The organism is Streptomyces sp. C36 (genome assembly GCF_040932295.1).
Taxonomy (GTDB): domain Bacteria; phylum Actinomycetota; class Actinomycetes; order Streptomycetales; family Streptomycetaceae; genus Streptomyces; species Streptomyces triculaminicus.
This window is the reverse complement of the sequence record NZ_JBFQGI010000002.1, coordinates 504,520-528,968: the sequence shown is the minus strand read 5'-3', so window position 1 is coordinate 528,968 and position 24,449 is coordinate 504,520. Positions and strand designations below refer to the sequence as shown.

19 protein-coding genes and 1 pseudogene are annotated in these 24,449 nt (G+C 75.1%); 10 read left to right on the top strand and 10 right to left on the bottom strand.

The window, feature by feature from the left end:
- Nucleotides 1-17: 17 nt before the first annotated feature.
- The 3 genes from AB4K12_RS07995 (at nt 18) to AB4K12_RS07985 (ending at nt 3,156) form a co-directional block, all read left to right on the top strand.
- Nucleotides 18-944, top strand: a complete 927-nt coding sequence (locus AB4K12_RS07995) for an N-acetylmuramoyl-L-alanine amidase (RefSeq protein WP_368433528.1) — start codon at nt 18-20, stop codon at nt 942-944.
- A gap of 172 nt (nt 945-1,116) precedes the next feature.
- On the top strand, nt 1,117-1,992 hold the full coding sequence (locus AB4K12_RS07990; protein ID WP_368433527.1) for a hypothetical protein: 876 nt from the start codon (nt 1,117-1,119) through the stop codon (nt 1,990-1,992).
- A 153-nt stretch (nt 1,993-2,145) separates the two neighbouring features.
- The gene (locus AB4K12_RS07985) at nt 2,146-3,156 is read left to right on the top strand and encodes an LLM class F420-dependent oxidoreductase (RefSeq protein ID WP_368433526.1); all 1,011 of its coding nucleotides are present in this window, start codon (nt 2,146-2,148) and stop codon (nt 3,154-3,156) included.
- Between the two features lie 21 nt (nt 3,157-3,177).
- Here the strand turns inward: AB4K12_RS07985 and AB4K12_RS07980 are convergent, their stop codons facing one another.
- The 4 genes from AB4K12_RS07980 to AB4K12_RS07965 form a co-directional block, all read right to left on the bottom strand.
- Nucleotides 3,178-3,966 (bottom strand): maleylpyruvate isomerase family mycothiol-dependent enzyme, encoded by a 789-nt coding sequence (locus tag AB4K12_RS07980; RefSeq protein WP_368433525.1) that lies wholly within the window; start codon nt 3,964-3,966, stop codon nt 3,178-3,180.
- A 119-nt stretch (nt 3,967-4,085) separates the two neighbouring features.
- Nucleotides 4,086-5,213 (bottom strand): prenyltransferase, encoded by a 1,128-nt coding sequence (locus AB4K12_RS07975; RefSeq protein ID WP_368433524.1) that lies wholly within the window; start codon nt 5,211-5,213, stop codon nt 4,086-4,088.
- Nucleotides 5,210-5,944 (bottom strand): class I SAM-dependent methyltransferase, encoded by a 735-nt coding sequence (locus tag AB4K12_RS07970; RefSeq protein ID WP_362261497.1) that lies wholly within the window; start codon nt 5,942-5,944, stop codon nt 5,210-5,212. Before AB4K12_RS07970 ends, AB4K12_RS07975 begins: the two co-directional genes overlap by 4 nt.
- Nucleotides 5,945-6,050: 106 nt before the next feature.
- Entirely contained in the window at nt 6,051-7,337 is a 1,287-nt protein-coding gene (locus AB4K12_RS07965) for a glycosyltransferase family 4 protein (RefSeq protein ID WP_368433846.1), read from the bottom strand.
- A gap of 313 nt (nt 7,338-7,650) precedes the next feature.
- On the opposite strand from AB4K12_RS07965, the gene AB4K12_RS07960 reads away from it, so the two are divergent.
- Nucleotides 7,651-8,316, top strand: a complete 666-nt coding sequence (locus AB4K12_RS07960; RefSeq protein ID WP_368433523.1) for a TetR family transcriptional regulator — start codon at nt 7,651-7,653, stop codon at nt 8,314-8,316.
- 356 nt (nt 8,317-8,672) lie between these two features.
- A pseudogene (locus AB4K12_RS07955) lies at nt 8,673-9,050 on the top strand (LuxR C-terminal-related transcriptional regulator); the annotation flags it as partial.
- Here AB4K12_RS07955 and AB4K12_RS07950 read toward each other — a convergent pair.
- From AB4K12_RS07950 to AB4K12_RS07930, 5 genes are all read right to left on the bottom strand, one after another.
- Nucleotides 8,976-10,808: an ATP-binding cassette domain-containing protein gene (locus tag AB4K12_RS07950; RefSeq protein ID WP_368433522.1), complete on the bottom strand. Its 1,833-nt coding sequence runs from the start codon at nt 10,806-10,808 to the stop codon at nt 8,976-8,978. The pseudogene AB4K12_RS07955 and the gene AB4K12_RS07950 overlap by 75 nt on opposite strands.
- 52 nt (nt 10,809-10,860) lie before the next feature.
- Entirely contained in the window at nt 10,861-12,579 is a 1,719-nt protein-coding gene (locus tag AB4K12_RS07945) for an ABC transporter transmembrane domain-containing protein (RefSeq protein ID WP_368433521.1), read from the bottom strand.
- Between the two features lie 106 nt (nt 12,580-12,685).
- Nucleotides 12,686-12,811: a SapB/AmfS family lanthipeptide gene (locus AB4K12_RS07940; protein WP_086571770.1), complete on the bottom strand. Its 126-nt coding sequence runs from the start codon at nt 12,809-12,811 to the stop codon at nt 12,686-12,688.
- 44 nt (nt 12,812-12,855) lie between these two features.
- The gene (gene lanKC / locus AB4K12_RS07935; RefSeq protein WP_368433520.1) at nt 12,856-15,498 is read right to left on the bottom strand and encodes a class III lanthionine synthetase LanKC; all 2,643 of its coding nucleotides are present in this window, start codon (nt 15,496-15,498) and stop codon (nt 12,856-12,858) included.
- Between the two features lie 126 nt (nt 15,499-15,624).
- Nucleotides 15,625-17,085, bottom strand: a complete 1,461-nt coding sequence (locus AB4K12_RS07930; protein ID WP_368433519.1) for an aldehyde dehydrogenase — start codon at nt 17,083-17,085, stop codon at nt 15,625-15,627.
- Between the two features lie 228 nt (nt 17,086-17,313).
- Here AB4K12_RS07930 and AB4K12_RS07925 point away from each other — a divergent pair, with 228 nt between their 5' ends.
- From AB4K12_RS07925 to AB4K12_RS07905, 5 genes are all read left to right on the top strand, one after another.
- On the top strand, nt 17,314-18,561 hold the full coding sequence (locus tag AB4K12_RS07925) for a prenyltransferase/squalene oxidase repeat-containing protein (protein WP_368433518.1): 1,248 nt from the start codon (nt 17,314-17,316) through the stop codon (nt 18,559-18,561).
- Entirely contained in the window at nt 18,558-19,244 is a 687-nt protein-coding gene (locus tag AB4K12_RS07920; RefSeq protein ID WP_368433517.1) for an SCO2322 family protein, read from the top strand. The genes AB4K12_RS07925 and AB4K12_RS07920 overlap by 4 nt, the downstream gene beginning before the upstream one ends.
- A gap of 14 nt (nt 19,245-19,258) precedes the next feature.
- Entirely contained in the window at nt 19,259-20,437 is a 1,179-nt protein-coding gene (locus tag AB4K12_RS07915; RefSeq protein WP_368433516.1) for a CbiQ family ECF transporter T component, read from the top strand.
- Entirely contained in the window at nt 20,434-22,056 is a 1,623-nt protein-coding gene (locus tag AB4K12_RS07910) for an ABC transporter ATP-binding protein (protein ID WP_368433515.1), read from the top strand. Before AB4K12_RS07915 ends, AB4K12_RS07910 begins: the two co-directional genes overlap by 4 nt.
- A gap of 92 nt (nt 22,057-22,148) precedes the next feature.
- On the top strand, nt 22,149-22,937 hold the full coding sequence (locus AB4K12_RS07905; RefSeq protein WP_368433845.1) for an ECF transporter S component: 789 nt from the start codon (nt 22,149-22,151) through the stop codon (nt 22,935-22,937).
- 102 nt (nt 22,938-23,039) lie between these two features.
- Here AB4K12_RS07905 and AB4K12_RS07900 read toward each other — a convergent pair whose 3' ends face one another.
- The gene (locus AB4K12_RS07900) at nt 23,040-24,209 is read right to left on the bottom strand and encodes a steroid 3-ketoacyl-CoA thiolase (protein WP_368433514.1); all 1,170 of its coding nucleotides are present in this window, start codon (nt 24,207-24,209) and stop codon (nt 23,040-23,042) included.
- Between the last annotated feature and the right edge of the window lie 240 nt (nt 24,210-24,449).

Here is a 24,449-nt window from a genome sequence, read left to right as displayed (position 1 = left end):
ACGGCAGCAGTACCCACATGACCCGGCGTCTCGCGGCCGGAGCGGCGGCGCTGTTCCTGGCCGCCGGCCTGGCGGGCTGCTCGGACGGCGGCGCGCAGGAGCGGGCCGCCGGCAAGGGCGTTCCGGCGGCCGGCGCGTCCTCGGCCGGCGCCGCGGACCGTACGCGGCGACCGGAGCCGGAGCAGGCGGCGCAGTCGCCGTCCGCCGCCGCGTCCGCGTCCGCCTCGCCCATGCCCTCGGCCGAGGCGGCGGACTCCTCCGCCGCCGACGGCCCGCTCAAGGGCAAGGTCGTCGTCGTCGACCCCGGTCACAACTCCCGTAACAACGAGCACACCGCCGAGATCAACCGTCAGGTCGACATCGGCACCGGCCACAAGGAGTGCGACACCACCGGCACCGAGACCAACTCCGGTTACACGGAGGCGGCCTTCAGCCTCGACCTCGCGCACCGGCTCCGCACGATCCTTCAGGAGCGCGGCGCCAAGGTCGTGCTGACGCACGACGGCGACCGGCCGTTCGGGCCGTGCGTGACCGAGCGGGCGGACATCGGCAACAAGGCGCACGGCGACGCGGCCGTCTCCCTCCACGCGGACGGTGCGGCTCCCGGCCAGCGCGGATTCCATGTGATCCTGCCCGCATCCGTGCACGGCGGCGCGGCGGACACCTCGTCCATCGTCGGCCCGTCGAAGGAGTTGGGGGCGCGGGTCGCGGGGAAGTTCGTCGAGTCAACCGGAAGTGCGCCCTCCAATTACATCGGTGAGGGCAGCGGCCTGGACACGCGCGGTGATCTGGGCGGCCTCAATCTCTCGACGATTCCCAAGGTTTTCATCGAATGCGGCAATATGCGCGACGCGCAGGACGCCGCGCAGCTCACCGACGAGTCATGGCGCGAAAAGGCGGCGCAAGGTATCGCGAACGGCATTACGGACTTCCTGCACGGGTAAGTACCGGCAGGCCACGGCCGATGTCACGAGGGTGATACGAAGAAGACGCCCAGGGCGGCCAGGCGATAGGTTCACCGTACGATGGGTGGCCGCCACCCCCGCGCCCGCGCGCCCCGGCATCTCGCGTCCGGCGACAGCGACGATTACTGACAGCACTGACAAAGGATTTTAGGTGAACATCCGCTCCCTCACTCGAGGCGACGGCGGGGTGATCGGAGCAGCGGTGTTGCTGTTCATCGCCTCGTTCCTCAGCTTCCGCTCGTACGACTGCGGGCAGAACTCGATCGGCTGCCCCAAGGAGCCGATCGGCTGGAAGCCTGAACTCTTCCCCGTACTGCCGTCGATCTTCCTCGCCGGGATCGTCGCCGCCGCGCTGATCGTCGCCGCGCGCTTCCAGCCCGAGGGACGCAAGGTCCTCGGCCTCGGCCTCGACGCGTGGGGCACCGTCCTCGCCGTGTCGGCCGCGTGGTCCTCGCTGTGGACGATCTTCGGCGGCCCGGACGTCGACGCCGTCTCCCCGGGCGTCGGCCAGATCCTGGCGCTGATCGCCAACCTGGTGCTGGCCGCGGTCGCCGTGCTCACCCCGCGCACCCCCGCGCTCAAGGCCCCGCTGATGGCCGCCCCGCAGGCCCCGTCCCCGTACGGCGCCCCGCAGCAGCAGGGCTACGGCTACCCCGGCCAGGCCGGCATGCAGCAGCCCGCCGCCCCGTCCCCGTACGGCGCGCAGCCGGCCCCCCAGCCCTACGGCGCCCAGCCGGGCCAGCCCGGCCCGACGCAGGTCCAGCCGCAGGTGGACGGCGGCGCCCCCGCCCCGCAGCCGGAGGCCTCGGCCCAGCCCGCGGCCGGCGGCGACTTCACGCCGTTCTGGTTCGCGGTGCCGGTGAACCGTCCCCTCTACGCCGAGGACGGCTCCCCCACCCCGATCGCCGAGCTCGCGCCCGGCACGTGGTACCTGGCGGTGGACCAGCGCGGTCCGGCGCTCATCGCGCAGACGCAGGACGGCCGCCGCGGCGTCCTGCAGGACACCACGGGCATCCAGCGCGGCTGAGCGACGCCCCGCTTCCCGTACGGCGGCCCGCCGGGTTCATCCCGGCGGGCCGCCGTCGTATCACCGGCCCCCTCGCCCTCTTGCCGGGCCGGCGAGCGCGGGCCTACGGTCCCTCCATCTGACGCGCAGTCAGCTATGGACGGGAGGTCCGCCATGCGGCTCGGTCTCGCGCTCGGCTACTGGGGCCGCCGGCCCGACGCCCGCCACCTGGACCTCGCCCGGGAGGCCGAACGGCTCGGCTACCACTCCGTGTGGACCTCCGAGTCCTGGGGCTCCGACGCCTTCACCCCCCTGGCGTGGATCGCCGCCCACACCGGCCGCATCGCGCTCGGCACCGCGGTGGCCCAGATGGCGGCCCGCTCGCCCACCGCCACGGCCATGCACGCCCTCACCCTCGACCACCTCTCCGGCGGCCGGTTGCTGCTCGGACTCGGCCTGTCGGGCCCGCAGGTCGTGGAGGGCTGGTACGGACGCCCGTTCCCGCAGAGCCCGCTGACGGCGACCCGGGAGTACGTGGACATCGTCCGCCAGGTGCTGCGGCGCGAGGCGCCCGTGACCCTCGACGGCCGCTTCCACCCGCTGCCCTACGACGGACCCGGCGCGAGCGGGCTCGGCAAGCCACTGCGGTCCATCACCCACCCCCTGCGCCCCGGCCTGCCCGTGCTGCTCGGCGCCGAGGGCCCCCGCAACGTCGCCCAGACCGCGCGCATCGCGGACGGCTGGCTGCCGCTGTACTGGTCGCCGACGCGCACGTACCTGTACGAGCGGGCGCTGGCGGGCACGCCCGAGGGCTTCATGGTGGCTCCCATGGTCCAGGCGCGCCTGTGCGCGGACCCGGCCGAGGGGCTGCGGCCGGTGAAGACGATGCTCGCCCTCTACATCGGCGGCATGGGCCACGCCGCCCGCAACTTCCACGCCGACCTGATGGGACGCATGGGGTACGAGAGCCAGGCGCGCCGCGTCCAGGAGCTCTTCCTGGCCGGGCGCCGGGACGAGGCCGTCGAGGCCGTGCCGGACGCCTTCGCCGACGAGATCTCCCTCGTCGGGCCGCGCGAACGCCTCGCCGAGCGGCTGGAGATGTGGCGCGCGGGCCCGGTCACCGATCTCCTCGTCACGGCGCCGGACCCCGCCACCCTGCGCGTGCTGGCCGACCTCAACGCGTAGGGCGAACGCCTTGAAGGGCCGTCAGAAGGAGGCCTTCTCCAGCCATGCGTCGAGGACCCCGCGGTCGCCGAGGACCTCGACGCCGGGGCCGTCCGCCGGCAGGCGGCGGTAGACGACCCGCAGGACGTCGCTCATCGGGCCGCGCACGGCGACGGCGGCCTTCTCGTGCGCCCGGCGCCAGGTGAGGGGGGCGGTGGTGGAGTCGATGAGCCACTCGGCGTTCAGGCCGGCGTCCGTGTCCGTGGCGTGCAGGTGCAGCGTGCGGCCGGGGGCCGCCATCTCGGCCAGCTCCGGCTTGAACGCGAGGGCCTGGGGAGTGCTGATGATCTCGAGCCACTCGTCGAGGCAGTCGGCGGCGACGTCCGCGTCGAGCGTGTAGTCGGCGCCGACGGCCGCGAAGGCGTCGGCGCGGTGCATCGCCGTCTCGTGCGTCATCCGACGCGCCCAGAAGGCGGTGTTCTGCTCGCGTCCGAAGGTCCACACATGGACGTCCGGCCCGGCCTCGGTCAGGGCCTCCGCCACCATCCGCGCGCCCTCGGCGAGCCAGGCGTCGAGCCGGTCGGCGTCCCAGGACCCGTCGCCCTCGGTTCCGGGGACCTCGTTCGGCACGGTGAACTCGGTGACGCGGTTGCGCACGATCTCCGCGACGCCGCGGTGGGCGCTGGACAGGTGCAGCGCGAGCTGGGTGAGCGTCCAGTCGGGGCAGGTCGGAACGGTCGCGGAGAGGTCCGCGCCGCGCAGTGCGGCGCGCACCAGGTCGTTCTGGACGATGATCTCTCGGCAGTAACGCTCGTGGCTCAGAAGGGTCATGACGTCACCTTAGGTTTACGGCCGCCGGGGCGGCGGGTGATTTACGCCCCACCGCCCCGCGGCCCGTGCCCCACGGCCCGTGCCCACCGCCCGTCACCGGGCCGACGCGTCGTCGTCCGTCACCGGCGGCAGGCCGAGGGCCCCTGGCCCGATCCGCCGCACGGGCACTCCGGCTCCAGGCCGGCCGGCAGCCGCTCGCCGCCGAAGACGGCGGTGGTCGCCTCGTCGCCCCCGAGCGCCGCCACGGCCAGCAGCAGGGAGCCGGCCGTCCAGGTGGTGAGCTCCTCCGGCCAGACGGCCTCGTCCTCGAAGACGTAGCCCGTCCAGTACATGCCGTTCTCGGCGCGCAGGTGCTGGATCCACTGGAGGATCTCCACGGCCCGGTCGGACTCGCCCATCACCCACAGCGCGAGGGCCAGTTCGCAGCTCTCGCCGCCCGTCACCCAGGGGTTGGGCAGCACGCAGCGGACGCCGAGGCCGGGCACGACGAAGTCGTCCCAGTGCTCCTCGATGCGCTCCTTGGCCGCCGGGCCGGTCAGGGCGCCGCCGAGGACGGGGTAGTACCAGTCCATGGAGTAGCGGCTCTTGTCCAGGAACCGCTCGGGGTGGTGGCGTATCGCGTGGCCCAGCAGGCCCACCGCCAGCTCCCAGTCCGGCTGGGGCTCCTCGCGGTGCTCGGCGATGGCCAGGGCGCAGCGCAGGGCCTGGTGGATGGAGGAGGAGCCGGTCAGCAGGGCGTCGGCGACGTCGCGGCCGCCGTCCTCGGGCGACTCCCGCTTCCAGCCGATCTGGCCGCCGGGCTGCTGGAGCGCCAGGACGAACTCGACGGCCGCGTAGACGGTCGGCCACATGCGGTCGAGGAAGGCGTCGTCGCCGGTGGAGAGGTAGTGGTGCCAGACGCCGACGGCGACGTAGGCGACGAAGTTGGTCTCGCGGGAGAGGTCGGTGGGCTCGTCGGCGTCGCCGTCGGCGTACGCGGCGTACCACGAGCCGTCCGGGTTCTGGTGGTCGGCGAGCCAGCGGTAGGCGGCCTCGGCGCGGGCGTGTTCGCCGGCGGCGTCGAGGGCCATGGCGGCCTCGACGTGGTCCCAGGGGTCGAGGTGGTGGCCCCTGAACCACGGGATGGCGCCGTCCGGGCGCTGGACGGCGGCGATGCCGGCCACGGTGCCCGCGGCCTGCTCGGCGGTGAGGACGCCGGGCAGGACGAGGCGTTCGGTGCGGCCGGGGCCCCGGCTGAACGCGGTCATTCGGCGGCGCCCGCGGGCAGGTGCGGCTTGGTGGCGTAGGCCACGAAGCTCTTGCCGATGACGGGGTTGAGGAGCTGCTCGGCGACGCGGGTGGCGGCGGGCTTCTTCATGATGTCCCAGACCAGCAGCTTGTGGTACGCGCGCACCGGCAGCGCCTTGTCGTTGTCGACGCCGAACGCGCACTTGAGCCACCAGTACGGGCTGTGCAGGCCGTGCGCGTGGTGGGTGCCGTAGGGCTCGAGGCCGGCCTCCTCCATCTTCCCCAGCAGCTCGTCGGCCTTGTAGATGCGGATGTGGCCGCCCTCGACCTCGTGGTAGGCGTCGCTGAGCGCCCAGCAGATCTTCTCCGGGCCGTAGCGCGGGACGGTGATCGCTATGCGGCCGCCGGGCTTGAGCACGCGCACCATCTCGGCGAGCACGCCCTTGTCGTCCGGGATGTGCTCCATGACCTCGGAGATGATGACGACGTCGAAGCTGTCGTCGGGGAACGGCAGGGCGAGGGCGTCACCCTCCATGGCCGTGGCGGTGGCTCCCTCGGGGGCCTCGCCGGCCTCCTTCATGGCGGCGAACCACTTGGCGACCTCGCGGATCTCCTCGGCGTTGCGGTCGAGGGCGACGACCCGGGCGCCGCGCCGGTAGCACTCGAAGGCGTGCCGCCCCGCGCCGCACCCCAGATCGAGGACACGGTCGCCGGCGGCGAGCGGGAAGCGGGAGAAATCGACGGTCAGCACGGGTTTTTACTTTCGTCCGGGTTCGGGATGCGGATGCGGTTCGGGTTACGGCCGGTTCGGTACCGCCCGTGCCGTACTGCTCGACGGCGAGCGGCCCCCAGCGGCGTCATCCGGCGGTGCCCAGCCGGCCCGCTGCCCGGTGGGCGACCGCCCGGCGGTAGTGCTCCACCGTCCCGATCGCCGCCTGCCGCCAGGTGAACCTGGCCAGTACGCGCTCACGCCCCGCCGCCCCCAGGCGGCGCCGCAGGCCGGAGTCGCCCAGCAACCGTCCCAGGGCGGCGGCCAGCGCGTCGGGGTCGCCCGGGGGGACGGCCAGGCAGGTCTCGCCGTCGGGGCCGGCGACCTCGGGGATGGCGCCGCCGGTGGTGGCCACCAGCGGCGTGCCCGTGGCCATGGCTTCGGCGGCCGGCAGGGAGAAGCCCTCGTACAGGGACGGCACGCAGGCGACCTGGGCCGAGCGGACGAGGTCGACGAGCTCGGCGTCGCTGATGCCCTTGACGAACTCGACGGCGCCCTCGAGGCCGTGGCGCCGGATGGCCGAGGCGACCGGGCCGTCCTCGGCGCGCTTGCCGACGACGACCAGGTGGGCGTCGGGGTTGTCGGCGCGGACCTTGGCGAGCGCGTCGACGAGGTGCACCAGACCCTTGAGCGGCACGTCGGCGCTGGAGGTGGTGACGATGCGGCCCGGCTTCTCCGGGACGGCCGGATCCGGCGAGAAGAGGCCGGTGTCGGCGCCGATGTGGACGACGTGGATGCGGCTCCGCCGCACGCCGAGGTGTTCGGCGATCTCCTGGCGGGAGGAGCCGGAGACGGTCAGCACGGACGGCAGCCGCCGGGCGACACGTTTCTGCATCGTGGTGAACGCGTACCAGCGGCGCACGGCGGCGCGGCGCTTCCAGTCCTCGGCGGCGTCGAGCTCCAGCTGCCGGTCGACGGTGATGGGGTGGTGGATGGTGGTGACCAGCGGGGCGCCGAGGACGCCGGGGCCACCGAGGAGGCCGTAGCCGAGGGTCTGGTTGTCGTGGATGACGTCGAACTGTCCCCGGCGCGCGGCCAGATGGCGGCGGGCGCGCAGGCTGAAGGTCAGCGGCTCGGGGAAGCGGCCGGCCCACATGGTGCCGACCTCCAGCGCGTCGATCCAGTCGCGGAACTCCTCGCGCCGGGGCGTGCGGAAGGGGTCGGGCTGGCGGTAGAGGTCGAGGCTGGGCAGCTCGGTCAGACGCAGCGAGCCGGGGGCCGCGTCGGCGTCGTCGTCCAGCACCGGGTAGGGCTGGGAGCCGATGACCTCGACGCTGTGGCCGAGCCGGGCGAGTTCGCGCGAGAGGTGGCGTACGTAGACGCCCTGACCGCCACAGAAGGGGTTGCCCTTGTAGGTGAGCAACGCGATGCGCAGGGGACGGTCGCCGTCGCCGCTGCCGCCCTCGTCCCGGAGGCTGCGGTCTCGCGTGAGCGATGCCTCCGTGGCCTCAGCGGTCACTCCGGCCTCCTTCTCGCTGGCTGTTCCGCCGGAGCGTAACGGGTCGCGCTAATCTAGAACAAGTTTCAGACTGGGTCGTCGGAAGCTTGAATCTACCGGGATGTCAGGGAGGCGAAAGAACCCTGCCAGGTGATTCGCGCCACGGCCCGACCCCTGCCATGCTGTGCCGTCACCGGGCCGCGCAGCCGGCGCCGGATGGAGTCTCACGAAACGCCATGGAACGGGACATATGACGACGGAATCCAAGTCGGCCATGACGTCTGTCGCGTCGATGGCGTCCACCCCCGCGTCCGGCGCTCCGCTGACGGAACGTCAAGAGGCGAGGCGGCGCCGGATCCTGCAGGCGACGACCCGGCTGGCGAGCCGCGGCGGCTTCGACGCGGTGCAGATGCGCGAGGTGGCCGAGACCTCGGGCGTCGCGCTCGGCACGCTCTACCGCTACTTCCCCTCGAAGGTCCATCTGCTGGTGGCCACCATGCAGGACCAGCTGGGGCAGCTGCACGCGACCCTGTGCAAGCGCCCGCCCACCGAGCCGGACCCGGCCGCGCGCGTCGCCCAGACCCTGATGCGGGCGTTCCGCGCGATGCAGCGCGAGCCCCACCTGGCCGACGCGATGGTGCGGGCCCTGACCTTCGCCGACCGATCGGTGAGCGCCGAGGTCGACCTGGTCTCCCGCCTGACCACGGCCATCATCCTCGACGCGATGGGCCTGCCCGGGCCGGCCGGGCCGGAGCAGCTGTCCGCGGTGCGGGTCATCGAGCACACCTGGCACTCGGCGCTGATCACCTGGCTGTCGGGGCGGGCGTCCATCGCCCAAGTGAAGATCGACATCGAGACGGTGTGCCGGCTGATCGGCCCCGTGGCCACGCCGCAGCCCGGCGCGGACGGCCGCTAGGCATAGGGCGCTCGCGCGCCGCTCGTGCCCGCCCGAGGCGGCCCCGCCCCGCTCGTGGCGCCCGGCCGGGGCGGATCCGGTCTCCTCGCCACGCCCTTACGCCCCCCGCGTAGCGGGTAACAGCACCCGCGGCGGTGGATCCGCCGGTATGAATTTACCGACGTGCTCGAGCGGTTCGCACACGGAGCGGGAGAGGCAACGTGACACGCGTTCTTCTGATACACGACACCTGTCTGCTGCGCACGGCCCTCGCGGCCTGGATCGGCAGAGAGCCGGAACTCGAGGTGTCCTCGGCGTCGTGGAAGGGCGCCCTCGCCACCTCACGGGCCCTGCGGCCCGACGTGTGCGTGGCCGACATGGACAGCCCCGACGCGGGCGCGGGGTGGGAGGACGCCAGGGGGCCGGCCGGCGAGCGATGTACGGGCGGGGACTCCTGGGGCGCGATGCTGGCCCTGGCGACCGCCGGACGGCCGGGGCCCCTGCGTCGGGCCTATGAGATGGGGGCCTTGGGGTACCTGAGCAAAAACGCTTCGCCCGATCGCTTGGTCGAGGGCATACGGCGAGTGGCGAAGGGCGAGCGCTACATCGACGAGACGCTCGGCTTCGGTTTCCTCGAGGCCGCCGAGATCCCGCTGACCCGCCGCGAGCTGAGCGTGCTGTCACTGGCCGCCGGCGGCGCCTCCGTCGGCGAGATCGCCCGCAGTCTGCACCTGTCGAACGGCACCGTACGCAACTACATGGCCGCCATCACGCGTAAGACCGGGGCCCGCAACCGCGTCGACGCCATCCGCATCTCCCAGTGCGCCGGCTGGGTCTGAGCCCCCGGCGCCCATCAGGTCCCGGTACAGCGCCGAGCCCGCCAGCAGCTCCTCGTGCGTACCCGCCGACGTGCCGGGGCCGTCCATCACCAGCACCCGGTCCGCACGCCGCGCCGACCCCGCGCGGTGGGCGACGACCACCAGACTGCCGCCGGGGCGCGCCGCGAACGCGCGCTCCGCGCGCGCCTCGGCCGCCGGATCGAGATGACAGGCCGCCTCGTCGAGCAGCACCACGGGCGCCGGCGAGAGGTACGCCCGCACCAGCGCGACCAGTTGCCGCTCCCCCGCCGAGAGCGCGTCCGGCACGAGCGGGGCCGTCGGCCCGCCCAGTCGGCGCAGCAGGGCGGCCGCGCCGACGGCGTCGGCCGCCGCCAGCACCTCGCGGTCGTCCACCGGATCGTCGCGCAGGTAGCACAGGTTCTCGCCGACGGTGCCGGAGAAGACGTACGCCTCCTGCGGGATGAGCACCCGCCGCGCCGCCGCCCCCGGGGCCCGGGCCGGCGCCCCGCCCACCCGCACCTCGCCCGCCCACGGCTCCACCAGGCCCGCGATCAGGGCGGCCAGCGTCGACTTGCCCACGCCGCTCGGCCCCACGACCGCCAGCCGGCCGCCCCGGGGCAGCCTCAGGTCGAGGCCGCGCAGGACGGGCTCGGCGTGCCGCCCGTACCCGAAGGTGACGCCCCGCAGCTCGACGGCCGGGCCGCCGGCCGGCAGCGGGGAGCGGGCGGGCGGCGGGGGCGCGTCCGCCGCCCGCGCCGGGGCCGTCAGGCGGCGGAGGACCACCGCCAGCCGCGCACCGCTCGTGCCCAGCCCATGGACCAGGCTCTGCAGGGCGGGCAGCAGAGACTGCGTCAGGTAGGCGAGGGCGCCCACCAGCGCGCCGGGTGTGACGCCGTGGTCCAGCAGCCACGGCGTGGCCACCAGCAGCGGCACGACCGGCAGGCGGCCGGCGACGGCCAGGGCCACGACGCGCGTGACCGACCAGCGGGCCAGGGCGTTCGCGGTGCGCAGCCCCTCCTCCACGCGCGCACCCGTCTCCGCCGCCACGACGTGCTCGGCGCCGCCCGCCGCGACGTCCCGCAGGCCCGCGCAGACGACGTCCGCCGACCGCGACAGCGCCTCGTCGGCCGCCAGGTACGCCTCCTGCCGGCGGGCCAGCGGCCGCAGCGTGAGCACGAACAGCGCGAGGCCGAGGACGAGCGGCGGCACGACGACCGCCAGCAGCACGGGCGCCAGCAGGAAGAGCCCCGCCAGCGCGCCGGCGGCGGTGAAGACGAAGGAACGCGCCACCATCAGCAGGCCCGCGAAGGCGTCCCGGGCGATCTCCACCTGGTGGGTGAGGCGGGACACGGCCGCGCCGTCCGCCTCCCGCAGGGCGCGGGTGACCACCCGCCGGACGAGCGCGTCGCGCAGGGGCTCGGCGAGGCCGGCGACACCGTGGTACGTACGGCCGGTGCCGTACGCCCCGGCCGCCACCGCCACCGCGGCGGCCGCGAGCCAGGCGAGGCCCGCGGCGGGGCGCCCGGCGAGGAAGCCGTCGTCCAGGGCGCGGGCGAGGGCGTAGCCCGTGGTGAACGTCTGGGCGGCCTCGACGACGGACCAGGCGGCCAGGCCCGCGAGGGCGCGGCGGTGCGGGCGCCCGAGCAGGAAGGCGGCGCCCTGCCGGAGGATCATCGCGCCGGTTCCTTCCGTGGGTTCGGCCCCGCCGGGTACGCCGCTCTCCTCCTCACTCCCCGAACACCTCCCGGTACGCCCGTTCCCGCCACAGCGCGGCGTGCGGGCCCACCGCCCGTACCCGGCCCTCCTCCAGCCAGGCGACCCGGTCCGCCCGGGCGGCCGTCGCGGGGCGGTGGGCGACGATCAGGCGGGTGGGGGCGGCGACGTCCGCCAGCAGGGCTTCGGCGACCCGGCGTTCGGTCACCGAGTCGAGGCTGGAGGTCGCGTCGTCCAGGATCAGCAGCCTGCCGACGTGGGCGAAGGCGCGGGCCAGGCCCAGGCGTTGGGACTCCCCGCCCGAGAGCGGCGCGTCGGCGCACGCGGTGGCGTAGCCGGCGGGCAGCTTGCGCAGGAAGTCGTCCGCGCACGCGGCCCGCGCCGCCGCGGTGACGGCGGCCGGCGAGGGCGTGAAGGAGCCGAAGGCGATCGTGCCGCCGACCGTGCCGCCGAGCGGCGCGGGCCGGGCGAAGGCGTAGCCGACGGCGCGCCGCAGCTGTTCGCGGGTGAGGTCGCGCAGGGGGACGCCGTCGAGGGTGATCTCTCCGTCGTCGGGGTCGGCGAGGCGCCCGGCGAGCTCGGCGAGCACGGACTTGCCGCTGCCCGAGCGGCCGACGACGGCCAGCGTGGTGCGGCCCGGCAGGTCGAGGTCGACGCCGCGCAGCACGACCCGCCCGCCGCGTTCGGCGCGCACGCCGCGCAGCCGGAGGGTGCCGGACCCGTCGGCGGGCAGGCGCCGGGTGCCGTGGCGTACGGGGGGCAGGGCCCGGACCTCGGCCAGGCGGCGGGCGGCGGTGCGGCTGTGGACCAGTGCGTTGAGGTGGCCGACGAGCATGCCGACGCCGGTGGCGAGCGCGGCGTAGCGGGAGGCGGCGAGCAGGTCGCCGACGCTCAGCCGGCCCCGGGAGAGCTGGAGTCCGGCGACGGCGAGGACGGTGATCTGCAGCAGCGGCACCAGCGTCGCGGCCTGGGCGGTGGAGCGGCCCTGGACGTGCCATACGCGGTGGCCGTGCCGGGAGAGGTCGGGCAGCGGCCGCAGGATCCGCTCGCGTTCGCGGCCGGCGGTGCCGGCGGCGGCGATGGTGCGGGCGCCGCGCAGCGCCTCGAGCAGGCGGCCGGCGATGTCGCCCTGGAGCCGTTGGTAGGCGGTGAGGGCGTCGGTGGAGGCGCGGGCGAACGCCCGGAGCAGCAGGGCGAGCAGAGGTGCCCCGGCGAGGAAGGCCACGGCGAGCCAGGGGTCGATGACGCCCAGGGCGACGATGCCGCCCAGCGGCCCGGCGACGGCGGCCGCGGTTCCGGCGAGGGTGGCGGGGGCGGTCGCGGCGTGGGCGGTGTTGCCGACGAGCCGGGTGACGAGGTCGCCGGCGCGGATCCGGGCGGTCGCCCGGGGGCCCGCCGCGAGGATGTCGCCGAGGGCGCGGTGCCGCAGCCATGCCGTGGTGCGGGCCGTGGTGGTGGCGGTGAGGAGTTCGTCGAGCGCGTCCAGCACGGCGGGGACGCAGATCAGGGCGCAGCTCAGCAGCAGCCACCGGCCGGTGTCGCCGCGGCGGGCGAGCAGCAGGTCGAGGGTGTGGCCGAGCACGGCGGGCAGGAGGAGGGCGGCGCCGGTGCTCGCGGTGGTGACGGCGGCCAGGGCCAGGGTGCGGCCGGCGCTGTGGCGGAGGGCGGCGCGCAGGATCCCGTCTCCGTCTCGCGCGCTGGGCGCCGCGTGGCGGGGGGCCGTGGCGGCCATGCGGCACATCCCTTCCTCATTTCGGACGCGGGGCGGGCGTGCCGGTGGGCCCTCCGCCGACGAAGGGCCCACCGGGAGCGGTCACCCGCGAGCGACGGTCAGTCGGTCACAGGCAGAGCGCGACGCTGGCCGTGCTCCAGCACAGCAGGAGGCTGGCGTTGCTGCCGCCGCCACCGCCGCCGCCGTGGGACAGCTCGTCGGACTCCAGGCTCTGCAGGTCGAGAAGCGCCATGGTTCTTCCTTTCGTGGGGACGGATGGAACGTTGGTGGTGCTGGTCACGACTCCACGACGTGGTGGAGCCGGCTCTGGGGCGCCCGCGGGGGCGGCAGGAAGGGCAGCGGGGCCGGCCGGTCGCCGCCGAGGGCGGCGCCGAGCGCGAGCAGCACGCCGGCCGTTCCGGTGGCGAGGTCCATCGACAGCCGCATCATCTGGTGGCCGGGGAAGGCCAGTTCGCCGCGGTAGGGCATGGCGTACCAGGACAGGGCGGAGACCTGCCGGTCGATGTCCTCGCGGGTGACGTCCGGTGCCGTGGTGCGGGCGAGGTGCCAGATCATGCCGGCGCGGCCCTGGAGGAGGCCGGGCTGGGCGTAGAAGCGGGACCGGGCGGCGGTGAGGATGCGGTCGCGGGCCTCGGTGAGGTCGTCGGCGCCGTCGGGGCGGTGGGCGAGGTAGTCGTCGAGCACCGCGCCGATGCCGACGCTGCCGTCGCCGAGGTAGGGCATGGTGCGCCAACCCTCGTCGACGTCGAGGGAGCCGATGGGGGTGCGCACGCACCGGCCGAGGTCGTCGCGCAGGGCGGCGCCCGCGAGGTCCAGGAGGCCGGGTGAGCCGGTGCGTTCGTAAAGCCTGAGGAAGAGCAGCGCGGGGCCGGTGGTGCCGCGCATCAGCCCGGCGCGCCGGCGTCCGCCGGGCGTCGCGGCGTCGGTGGTGAGCCGGCCGGCGAGCAGCCGGGCGGCCTCGAGGGCGGCGTCGCGCAGGGCCTTCTCGCCGGTGGCCTCGGCGAGGTCGTCGAGGGCCAGGCCGACGCCGGCGAGGCCGCCGTGGAGGCCGGGGCCCAGGCGCCGCCAGTTCTCGGCGAGCAGCGAGCCGGCGAGGTCGAGGGCGCGCTGGGTGTGGCCGAGGCGGTGCAGGGTGTGGGCGATGCCGGCGAGGCCGTCGTAGAGGCCGAGGGGGGTGCCGCGCGGTACGGGGTCGGTGTGTTCGAGCAGCCAGCGCTCGCCCTGTTCGTAGCGTTCGGCGCCGGTCTCGGCGAGGGCGTGCAGCACTCCGGCGGCGCCGTGCGCGAGTCCCAGGCCGCCGCCGTCGGTGAACTGCGCGATGTCGCCGGGGAAGAGCCGGTCGTCGCGGTCGGGTGTGGCGGAGGCGAGGATGGCGCGGACCATGGAGTCGCGGGCGGCCGGCCAGTCTCCCGGGTCGGGCAGGCCCGCGAGGCCGGCGGCGGGGGGCCGCTTCCCGGGGGTGGCCGGGGCGGCGTCCCGGGTGATCTCGGCGACCGCCTCGTCGAGGAACTCCCGGGGTACGGGGAAGTGTTCGGCGATGATGCCGGCCAGGTGGCCGGCCTTGGCGCGGTCGATGCCGAAGAGCGTGGTGACGGGCAGGAACAGCGCGAGGCGCAGGCAGGCGAGGGCGTAGCGGTCGACGTCGGTGCCGGTGCGGTCGGGCGGGGCGACGAAGCCGGGGTGGGCGACGATCTGCCGGCCGGCCTCGGTGACGGGCGCGGCGGCCTCGAAGTCGATGAGCGTCACGGACCGCTCGTCCGGCGCGACGAGGATGTTGAACATGTGCAGGTCGTTGAAGACCACTCCCCGGGCGTGCACCGCCTCGACCGCCTCCTCGACGGCCCGGTGGACGCGCAGCGCCCACGCGGTGTAGTCGGCCAGCGCGGCGGGGTCGGGCTCGGGGACGAGCAGCGGATGGCGTTCGGCGAAGAAGGAGTTGAGCGGGCGGCCCTCGACGAAGTCCATGACGAGGAAGCGGTGGTCGCCGACGGCGAACCAGTCGCGCGGGGCGGGGGCGACGCCGAGCCCGGCGAGCTTCTCCAGCGCGTCCCGCTCGCGCTCCAGGCGGGCGATGGCGTCGGCGCCGTCGGCGGCGAGCCCGGCGTGCGGGCGGCCCTCCTTGAGGACGACGGCGGAGCCGTCGCGGGTGTCGGTGCCGCGGTAGACGCCGCCGCCGTTGGAGAAGTGCAGGGCCTTCTCGATGCGGTAGGGCAGCTCGCCGACGGTGGTGGCGTTGCGGGCGGCCAGGTGGGGCTCGAGGAAGGCGGGCAGGGTGACCCACTCGGGCACCCGGAAGGCCGGGTCGCGCCGGTCGGGCACGAGGGTGCCGCTCGCGTCCTCGAGGGCGGGCACGAGGGTGCCGTCGGCATCGGTGCAGTAGCGGGGGGCGAAGGCTCCGTAGCGCACGTAGAGCGGGCCCTCGTGCCAGCGCAGGTCGGTGAGGACGTACGGGCCGGGGGCACCGCCCACGATCTCGTGGAGCTCGGTGAGGACGGTGTGCAGCTCGTCCTCGTCGGCCGGGTAGACGGTGACGAACTTGCCGCCGCCGTCGCGGGGCGCGTACTTGCCGTTGCGCAGGTGCAGCAGGTGCGGTGCGGGGACGAACTTGAACGGGATGCCCCGGGGGACGCAGTGGTCCCAGACGGCGGCCGCGGTCTTCTCGGCGCTCGCGGCGGTGGCGGAGACGTGGATCTTCCAGCCCTGGGCGGGCCGTCCCGGGCGCGGGGCGCCGTCGGCGTCCACGGGCGTGAGGTTGAGCCAGTCTCCGCTGCGGGTGCTCTTCCAGCCGTCGGGCACGGGGCGCTGGGCCGTCTCGTAGAGCCCGGTCCGCCGCCGGCCGCCCGCCGTGGCGGACAGCCGGTCCGGGATCTCGTAGAAGTGCGTGTCGGCCAGGCAGTACACCTCGTACCGCTTCTCCATCGGTCCCCCTCTGCTGCGACGGGAAGAGGTTTCCACGCGGCGGAGGGGCGGGACAGTCACGCATGTCATGAACATCCCGTGCGGAACGCATGCGTAAATATATGTCCGGACCAGGCTGGACGCCGGTCATCCGGCGGGCGGCAGGTGGATCGTCTTCTGCTCGAAGTACTCGGCGTAGCCCTCGGGTCCGCCCTCTCTGCCCATGCCGGAGTCCTTGTAGCCACCGAAGGGCCCGAACATGTCCAGGCTGAAGGTGTTCACCGAGTACGTGCCGGTGCGCACCCGGCGCGCGATGGCGAGGCCGTGCTCGACGTCGCCGGTCCAGACGCTGCCGGACAGCCCGTAGGCGGAGTCGTCGGCGATCGCCACGGCCTCCTCCTCGTCCTCGTAGGACAGCAGGCAGACCACGGGCCCGAAGATCTCCTCGCGGGCGACGCGCATGTCGTTGGTGACCTCGCCGAAGAGCGTGGGCTCGACGTACCAGCCCGTGGGCAGGCCGGCGGGCCGGCCGCCGCCGGCCAGCACCTTGGCGCCCTCCCGCTGCCCGAGCGCGATGTACTCCAGCGTCCGCTCGCGCCGGCGGCGGGTCACCAGCGGTCCGACGCGGGTGGCGGGGTCGAGCGGGTCGCCGACGGTGAGCGCGCCGGCGGCCGCCGTGAGGCGCTCGGCGAGCTCGGCGTAGCGGGCGCGGGGGACGAGGACGCGGGTCTGGGCGACGCACGCCTGGCCGTTGTTCATCCACGCGCTCGGCACGATGCCGGCGACGGCCGCGTCGAGGTCGGCGTCGGGCAGGACGATGGCGGCGGACTTGCCCCCCAGCTCCAGGGTGACGCGGGCGAGGTGGCGGGCGGCGACCTCCATGACGCGCTTGCCGGCCGCGACGGAGCCGGTGAAGGAGATCTTGTCGACGCCGGGGTGGCCGACCAGGTACTCGCCGGTCTCCGGGCCGGCGGGCAGGATCGACAGCACGCCCTCCGGCAGCCCCGCCGCGGCCGCGACCTCGGCGAGCACGTAGGAGTCCAGCGGCGTCTCCGGGGAGGGCTTGAGGACCACCGAGCAGCCCGCCAGCAGCGCCGGCGCGAGCTTGGCCGCGGCCACGAACTGCGGGACGTTCCACGGCACCACGGCCGCGACGACGCCCACCGGCTCCCGGCGCACGATCAGCGGGCCGAGGACGCCGGCCCGCCGTTCCTCGTCGTGGAAGCCGCGGGCGACGGCGATGGCGCTGTCCCACACCATCACCGCGCCGAGCGCCTGGGCGAGGACGCTCCAGGAGTAGGGGGAGCCGTTCTGCGCGGAGATCATCCGGGCGATCTCCTCGTGGCGGGCGAGGATCCCGTCCTTGATGCGGGTGACGACCTCGATCCGCTCGGCCGGCGGCAGGCCGGCCCACACACCCGAGTCGAAGGAGGTCCGGGCGGCGGCCACGGCCCGGTCGACGTCGGCGCGCGAGGCGTGCGGGACGCGGCCGATGACCGCCTCGGTGTGGGGCGAGACGACGTCGATGACGTCGCCGCCGGGGCCGGCGGCCGGGTCGGTGAGGGTGCCGCCGATGAAGAGCTGTCCGTGTTCGATGGGTCCGGCCATCGCGATCGCCTCCATCAAAGCTGACGCTGCATCAGAAGAGCCAGCCGTTGGATAGCAGCTCCCCGCGCCGGGGGCAATGCCGGGCACCGCCCGGGCAGCCATGGGCATGACCGGATTCCGCCGCCCTCCGTGGCGGTATCAGGGCCCGGTAAAGGGCCGGATAAAGTTGTCCGGCCCCCCACAAAGCGACGTCGGTCGACCACCGGCACCACCGAGAGGCACCACTCCATGGCTCCCTCCTTCGCCGTCCACGCGCGTCGCGCCGCCGCGACGCTGGCCGCCGCCGCCGTCCTCGGCACGGCCGCGGCCCCCGCCGCCGTCGCCGACGGCTCGCCGTCCCCGGCGGTCCCGGGGCTGTTCGGCTCGGGCGACCCGAAGTTCGACGGTGTCTTCCGGCAGTCGCTCGCCCTCCTCGCCCAGGACGCCACCGGCGTCGACCCCGCCCCGCGGGCCGTCGCCTGGCTGGCGGGCCAGCAGTGCGCCGACGGCGGCTTCGCCGCGTTCCGGGCCGACACGGGCACGGCGTGCGACGCCAAGGCCGGCGAGTTCACGGACGCGACCGGCGCCGCCGTGCAGGCGCTGGCCGCGGTCGGCGGCGGGCACCGCGACAAGGAGGTCGACAAGGGCCTCGGCTGGCTCAAGGCCCACCAGAACGAGGACGGCGGCTGGGGCATGACCCCGGGCTCCCCCAGCGACGCCAACTCCACCTCCACCGCCGTCGGCGCCTTCGCCGCGGCCCGTCAGGACCCCGCGAAGGTCACGTCCAAGGGCGGTAAGAGCCCCTACGACGCACTGCTGACCCTCCAGGCGGGCTGCGACAAGAAGGAGGACGAGCGCGGCGGCTTCGCCCCCAACGACCTCGCCTCGGCCGCCGCCGCGCTGGGCGTCCTGGGCAAGGGCTACCTCGTCGCCCCCGCCGCGAAGGACGACGCCAAGCCGGTCAAGGCGCTGGAGTGCGCCGACGACGAGTCCGCGGGGCCCAAGGACGCGCCCGCCTCGGCCGACGCCGTGGCCGCGCACCTGGCGAGGAAGCTCGAGGCCAACGGCGGCTTCCTGAAGTCCTCCATGCCCGGCGCGCCCGAGGGCCCGGACACCGCCACCACCGCCGACGCCGCCCTCGCCCTCGCGGCCGGCGGCCACACCGAGGCCGCGGGCAAGACGGTGAAGTGGCTCCAGGCGGACAAGAGCGGCACCGCCGCGTGGGCCAAGGGCAACCCCGGCCGCCTCGCCAAGATCATCCTCGCCGTGCACGCCGCGGGCGGCGACCCGCGCTCCTTCGCCGGCACCGACCTCGTCCAGGCGCTGAACGAGACCGGCCCCACGCCGGACGCCTCCGAGTCCCCGGAGAAGAAGGACGAGAAGAAGGACAAGAAGAAGGACGACGGCTTCGGCGTCTGGTGGTTCGTCGGCGTCTTCTTCGTCGCCAGCGTCGGCGTCGGCTTCCTGCTCAGCAACCGCAAGAAGAACCAGCTGTGACGACCGCCGTCGCCCGCCGCGCGGCCGGCGCCCTGCTCCTGGCCGCGCTGACGGCCGTGCTCGGCGCCGCGCCCGCGCACGCCGAGGGATACCGCTACTGGTCCTTCTGGCAGCGCGGCGCGCAGGCCGCCGACTGGGCGTACGCCACGCAGGGCCCCGCCACCCTGCGGCCCGCCGACGGGGACGTCGTCGGGTTCCGCTTCGCCGTCAGCAAGGACTCGGCCGACGCCGCGAAGCCGCGCGGCGAGGCCGGCTTCGGCGCCGTGTGCGACCGTACGCCCGCCAAGGACGGCACCAAGCGCGTGGCCGTCGTGCTCGACTTCGGCACGCCCGCCGACGCCCCCGCCGGCGAGCGGCCGCCCGCCGGCCGCACGGCCTGCGCCCAGGTCGCCCCGGACGCCAGTGCGGGCGAGGCGCTGGCGGCGGTCGCCAAGCCGCTGCGGTACAACTCCGCCGCGCTGCTGTGCGGCATCTCCGGGTACCCCAAGTCCGGCTGCGGCGAGAAGGCCGACGAGGGCGGGGCACGCGCCGCCGCGTCGCCGTCCGGCGAGCGGGACGGGGAGAAAAAGGACGCCTCGGGTGACGACGGCGGCCCGTCCGCCGGCCTGATCGGCGGCATCGCGGTCCTGGCCGTCCTGGGGGCGGCCACGGTGTGGCAGACCCGGCGGCGTCGTCGCGGATGAGCCGGGAGAACCGGATGAGCCGGACGAGCCGGGAGACACAGCCGGGTGAACGGGCCTTCGCCCTGCACGCCGGCGCCTGGTGGATATGGGCCCTGGGGCTGGCGACCGCCGCCTCGCGCACGACCAACCCGCTGCTGCTGGCGCTGCTGACCGGCGTCGCCGGATACGTCGTCGCGGCGCGCCGCACGGACGCGCCGTGGGCCCGCTCGTACGGCGCGTTCCTCAAGCTGGGGCTCGCGGTCATCGGCATCCGGCTCGTCTTCGCCGTCGTCCTCGGCTCGCCCATCCCCGGCACGCACATCCTCGTCACCCTGCCGGAAGTGCCGCTTCCGGACTGGGCACGGGGCGTACGGATCGGCGGCCGGGTGAGCGCCGAGGCCCTGTACTTCGCCTTCTGCGACGGGCTGAAGCTGGCCACCCTGCTCGTCTGCGTGGGCGCGGCCAACGCCCTGGCCAGCCCGGCCCGGCTGCTGAAGTCCCTTCCGGGGGCGCTGTACGAGGCGGGCGTGGCCGTCATCGTCGCGATGACCTTCGCGCCCCACCTCGTCGCGGACGTCCAGCGGCTGCGCGCGGCACGCCGCCTGCGCGGCCGGCCCGACCGCGGCCTCAAGGCCCTGCTGCAGGTGGGGCTTCCGGTGCTGGAGGGCGCACTCGAGCGCTCGGTGGCCCTGGCCGCGGCCATGGACGCGCGCGGCTACGGCCGCACGGCCCAGGTCCCCGCCGCCGTCCGGCGCACCACGAGCGCCCTGACCCTCGGCGGCCTGCTCGGCGTCTGCGCGGGCACCTACGGCCTGCTCGGCGACGCCGGCGCGGGCTACGGCCTGCCGCTGCTGGCCGCCGGCCTCCTCCTCGCGCTGGCCGGGCTCCGCCTGGGCGGCCGGCGCTCGGTCCGCACCCGCTACCGCCCCGACCCCTGGGGCGCGCGGGCCTGGCTGGTCTCCGCCTCGGGCGTGGCGGTGGCGGCCCTGATGATCTGGGCGGGCGCCTCCGCACCCCAGGCCCTGCATCCGCCGGCGGTGCCGCTGACCGCTCCCGCCCTGCCGCTGTGGCCGGCCGCGGCGATCCTCGTCGGCCTGGCACCGGCACTGCTCCCCGGCGAGCGTTCCGTCCGGCGCGACGCCCACCCGGGGCCGGCCGCGGGCGCCCGCCCCGCATCCCGGCCCACCCCCCGCAGCGAGGAGACCGCGCAGTGATCCGTTTCGAGCAGGTCTCCGTCTCCTACGACGGCGCCGCGCACCCCGCCCTCGCCGGCGTCGACCTCACCGTGCCCGAGGGCGAGCTGTGCCTCCTCGTCGGCCCGTCCGGCGTCGGCAAGTCGACCCTGCTGGGCACCGTCAGCGGACTCGTACCGCACTTCACCGGCGGCACCCTGCGCGGCCGCGTCACCGTCGACGGGCGCGACACCCGCACCCACCGGCCGCGCGAACTGGCCGACGTCGTCGGGACGGTGGGCCAGGACCCGCTCGCCCACTTCGTCACCGACACCGTCGAGGACGAACTCGCCTACGGCATGGAGTCCCTCGGCATCCCGCCCGCCACCATGCGCCGCCGCGTCGAGGAGACCCTGGACCTGCTGGGCCTGGCCGGCCTGCGCGACCGGCCCATCACCACGCTCTCCGGCGGCCAGCGCCAGCGCGTCGCCATCGGGTCCGTGCTCACCGCGCACCCCAAGGTGCTGGTCCTCGACGAGCCGACGTCCGCGCTGGACCCGGCCGCTGCCGAGGAGGTGCTGGCCGTGCTGCAGCGCCTGGTGCACGACCTGGGCACCACCGTGCTGCTCGCCGAGCACCGGCTGGAGCGGGTAGTGCAGTACGCGGACCAGGTCATCCTCCTGCCGGGCCCAGGGGCCGCCCCCGTGGCCGGCGCCCCCGCCGAGGTCATGGCGGCCTCGCCCGTCCACCCGCCCGTCGTGGCGCTGGGCCGGCTGGCGGGCTGGTCGCCGCTGCCGCTGTCGGTGCGCGACGCCCGCCGCAGGGCGGCACCACTGCGGGAGCGGCTGGCGCCGGCGGTCCCCGCGACCCGGCAGGACGTACCGCCCGGCGACGGCGAGCCGGCCGCCTCGGTGTCGGGCCTCGGCGTCCGGCACGGCCACACGGTGGCGCTCCACGACGTGGAGCTGTCCGTGCGGGCCGGGGAGACCGTGGCGCTGATGGGCCGCAACGGCGCCGGCAAGTCCACCCTCCTGCGCACGCTCGTCGGCATGCACGAACCCGCGCGCGGCACGGTCCGCGTCGGCGGCGTGGCGCCGCACCGCACGCGGCCGCGCGACCTGCTGCGGCACGTCGGCCTCGTCCCGCAGGACCCGCGCGACCTCCTCTACGCCGACACGGTCGCCGCCGAGTGCGCGGCGGCCGACCGCGACGCCGGCGCCGCGCCCGGCACCTGCCGCGCGCTGGTGTCCACGCTGCTGCCGGACGTACCGGACACCACCCACCCGCGCGACCTGTCGGAGGGCCAGCGCCTGGCGCTGGCGCTGGCCGTGGTCCTCACCGCCCGCCCGCCGCTGATCCTGCTGGACGAGCCGACCCGCGGCCTGGACTACGCGGCCAAGGCCCGCCTCGTCGAGGTCCTGCGCGACCTGGCCGGGCAGGGCCACGCCATCGTCCTGGCCACCCACGACGTGGAGCTGGCGGCGGAGCTGGCCCACCGGGTGGTGATCATCGCCGAGGGCGAGATCGTCGCCGACGGCCCGGCGGAGGACGTCGTCGTCTCCTCCCCCGCCTTCGCCCCCCAGGTGGCGAAGATCCTCGCGCCCCAGCCATGGCTGACGGTGACCCAGGTGCGGGACGCTCTGCGGGAGGAGGCGTCGTGACGTCTGTCGTGGGCGATCGTTCCGCAGAGGGGAAGGAGCGGGCTCGACCCGGCGACGGCGAGAAGCCGGCCCGCGCCCCGCGCACGCGGGCCATCCGCCTCGGCCCCCGCTCCGTGGTCGCGCTGGCGCTCGTGAGCGCGATCGGCGTCGCCGCCTTCGGCTGGCCCCTGCTCGCCTCCCGGGGGGCCGGCCTCGCCCACTCGCAGGACGCGCCATGGCTGTTCGCGGCGCTGCTGCCGCTGCTGCTCGCCGTCGTGGTGGCGACGATCGCCGACACCGGGCTGGACGCCAAGGCCGTCGCCATGCTGGGCGTGCTGGCGGCGGCCGGGGCCGCACTGCGGCCGCTGGGCGCGGGCACGGCGGGCATCGAGCCGATGTTCTTCCTGATGGTGCTGTCCGGCCGGGTGCTGGGCCCGGGCTTCGGGTTCGTCCTCGGCTCGCTGTCGATGTTCGCGTCCGCGCTGCTCACCGGCGGCGTCGGGCCGTGGATGCCGTTCCAGATGCTGGCCATGGGGTGGGTGTCGATGGGCGCGGGCCTGCTGCCGGGCCCGGACCGGCTGCGCGGACGGCGGGAGCTGGGCATGCTCGCGGTGTACGGGGCGGTGGCGTCGGTGGCGTACGGGACGGTCATGAACCTCCAGGGCTGGCCCTACATCGGCTCCCTCGTCTCGGGCGTCGCCTTCGTGCCGGGCGACCCGGTGGCCGACAACCTCGCCCGCTTCGCGGCGTACTGCCTGGCCACCTCCCTGGGCTGGGACCTGCCCCGCGCCCTGGTGACGGTGGTGGCCACCCTCACGCTGGGGCCCACGGTCCTCAAGGCCCTGCGCCGGGCCACCCGCCGTGCCGCCTTCGACGCCCGGGCGGGCTTCGAGGACGCCTGACGCGAGGGCGCGGCGGCTCGCGCGCCTCCGGCGTCTCGAGCCGCCGTGGGTCACAGGCGTGGGTCACAGCCGTGGGTCACAGCCGTGGGTCACGGCCGTGGGTCACAGGCGCTGGATGATCGTTCCCGTCGCCTGCGCCCCGCCCGCGCACATCGTGATCAGCGCGAACTCCCCGTCGCGCCGCTCGAGCTCGTGCAGCGCGGTCGTGATCAGCCGGGCCCCGGTCGCGCCGACCGGGTGGCCGAGGGCGATCGCGCCGCCGTTGACGTTGACCTTCTCCAGGTCCTGTTCGAAGACCTGCGCCCACGACAGCACGACCGCCGCGAAGGCCTCGTTGACCTCGACGATGTCGATGTCGCGCAGCGACATGCCCGCCTTGCCGAGGACGGCCCGGGTGGCGTCCACGGGCCCGTCGAGATGGAAGTGGGGGTCGGCGCCGACCAGCGCCTGGGCCACGATCCGGGCGCGCGGGCGCAGCCGCAGGGCGCGGGCCATGCGTTTGGAGGCCCACATCAGCACCGCGGCGCCGTCGGATATCTGCGAGGCGTTGCCCGCGGTGTGCACGGCGGTGGGCATGACGGGCTTGAGCTGGGCCAGCGCCGCCATGCTCGTGTCGCGTAATCCCTCGTCGCGGTCGACCAGGCGCCACATGCCCTGGCCGGCGAGCTGCTCGTCCTCGGTGGTGGGCACCTGGACGGCGAAGGTCTCCCGCTTGAAACGTTCCTCCGCCCAGGCGCGGGCGGCTCGTTGCTGGGAGAGCAGGCCGAGGGCGTCGACGCGTTCGCGGGTCAGGCCGCGCCGGCGGGCGATGCGCTCCGCGGCCTCGAACTGGTTGGGCAGGTCGACGTTCCACTCGTCGGGGAAGGGCTTGCCGGGGCCGTGCTTGGAGCCGCTGCCGAGCGGGACGCGGGACATGGCCTCCACGCCGCAGCCGATGCCCACGTCGATGACGCCGCTCGCGATCATGTTGGCCACCAGGTGGTTGGCCTGCTGGGAGGAGCCGCACTGGCAGTCGACCGTGGTGGCCGCCGTCTCGTAGGGCAGGCCCATGGCGAGCCAGGCGGTGCGTGCGGGGTTCATGGACTGTTCGCCGGCGTGGGTGACCGTACCGCCGACGATCTGCTCGACGCAGTCCGGCTGGATGCCGGTGCGGGCGAGGACCTCGCGGTAGGTCTCGCCCAGCAGGTAGGCGGGGTGGAGGTTGGCGAGCGCGCCGCCGCGCTTGCCGATGGGGGTGCGTACGGCTTCGACGATGACAGGTTCCGCGGGCATGGCCAAGTCGTCCTCTCCTCGCGTCCGCAGGGCGTCCCGGCGCCCCCGGCCCAGAACTGGTACACGTTCTAGTTCTGTGGTTCCGTGCGCAGTCTTGCGAGCCTTACCCCCGGTACGCAAGGGTCGCGCACCCCCCGCCCGCGCAACAGATGGCGTCACCGGCCTTGCCGCTTCAAGACCCTCTCACTACCGTCGGCCGACACCCTTCTGACGAACCGTCAGTCATCGGAAACGGCAAAG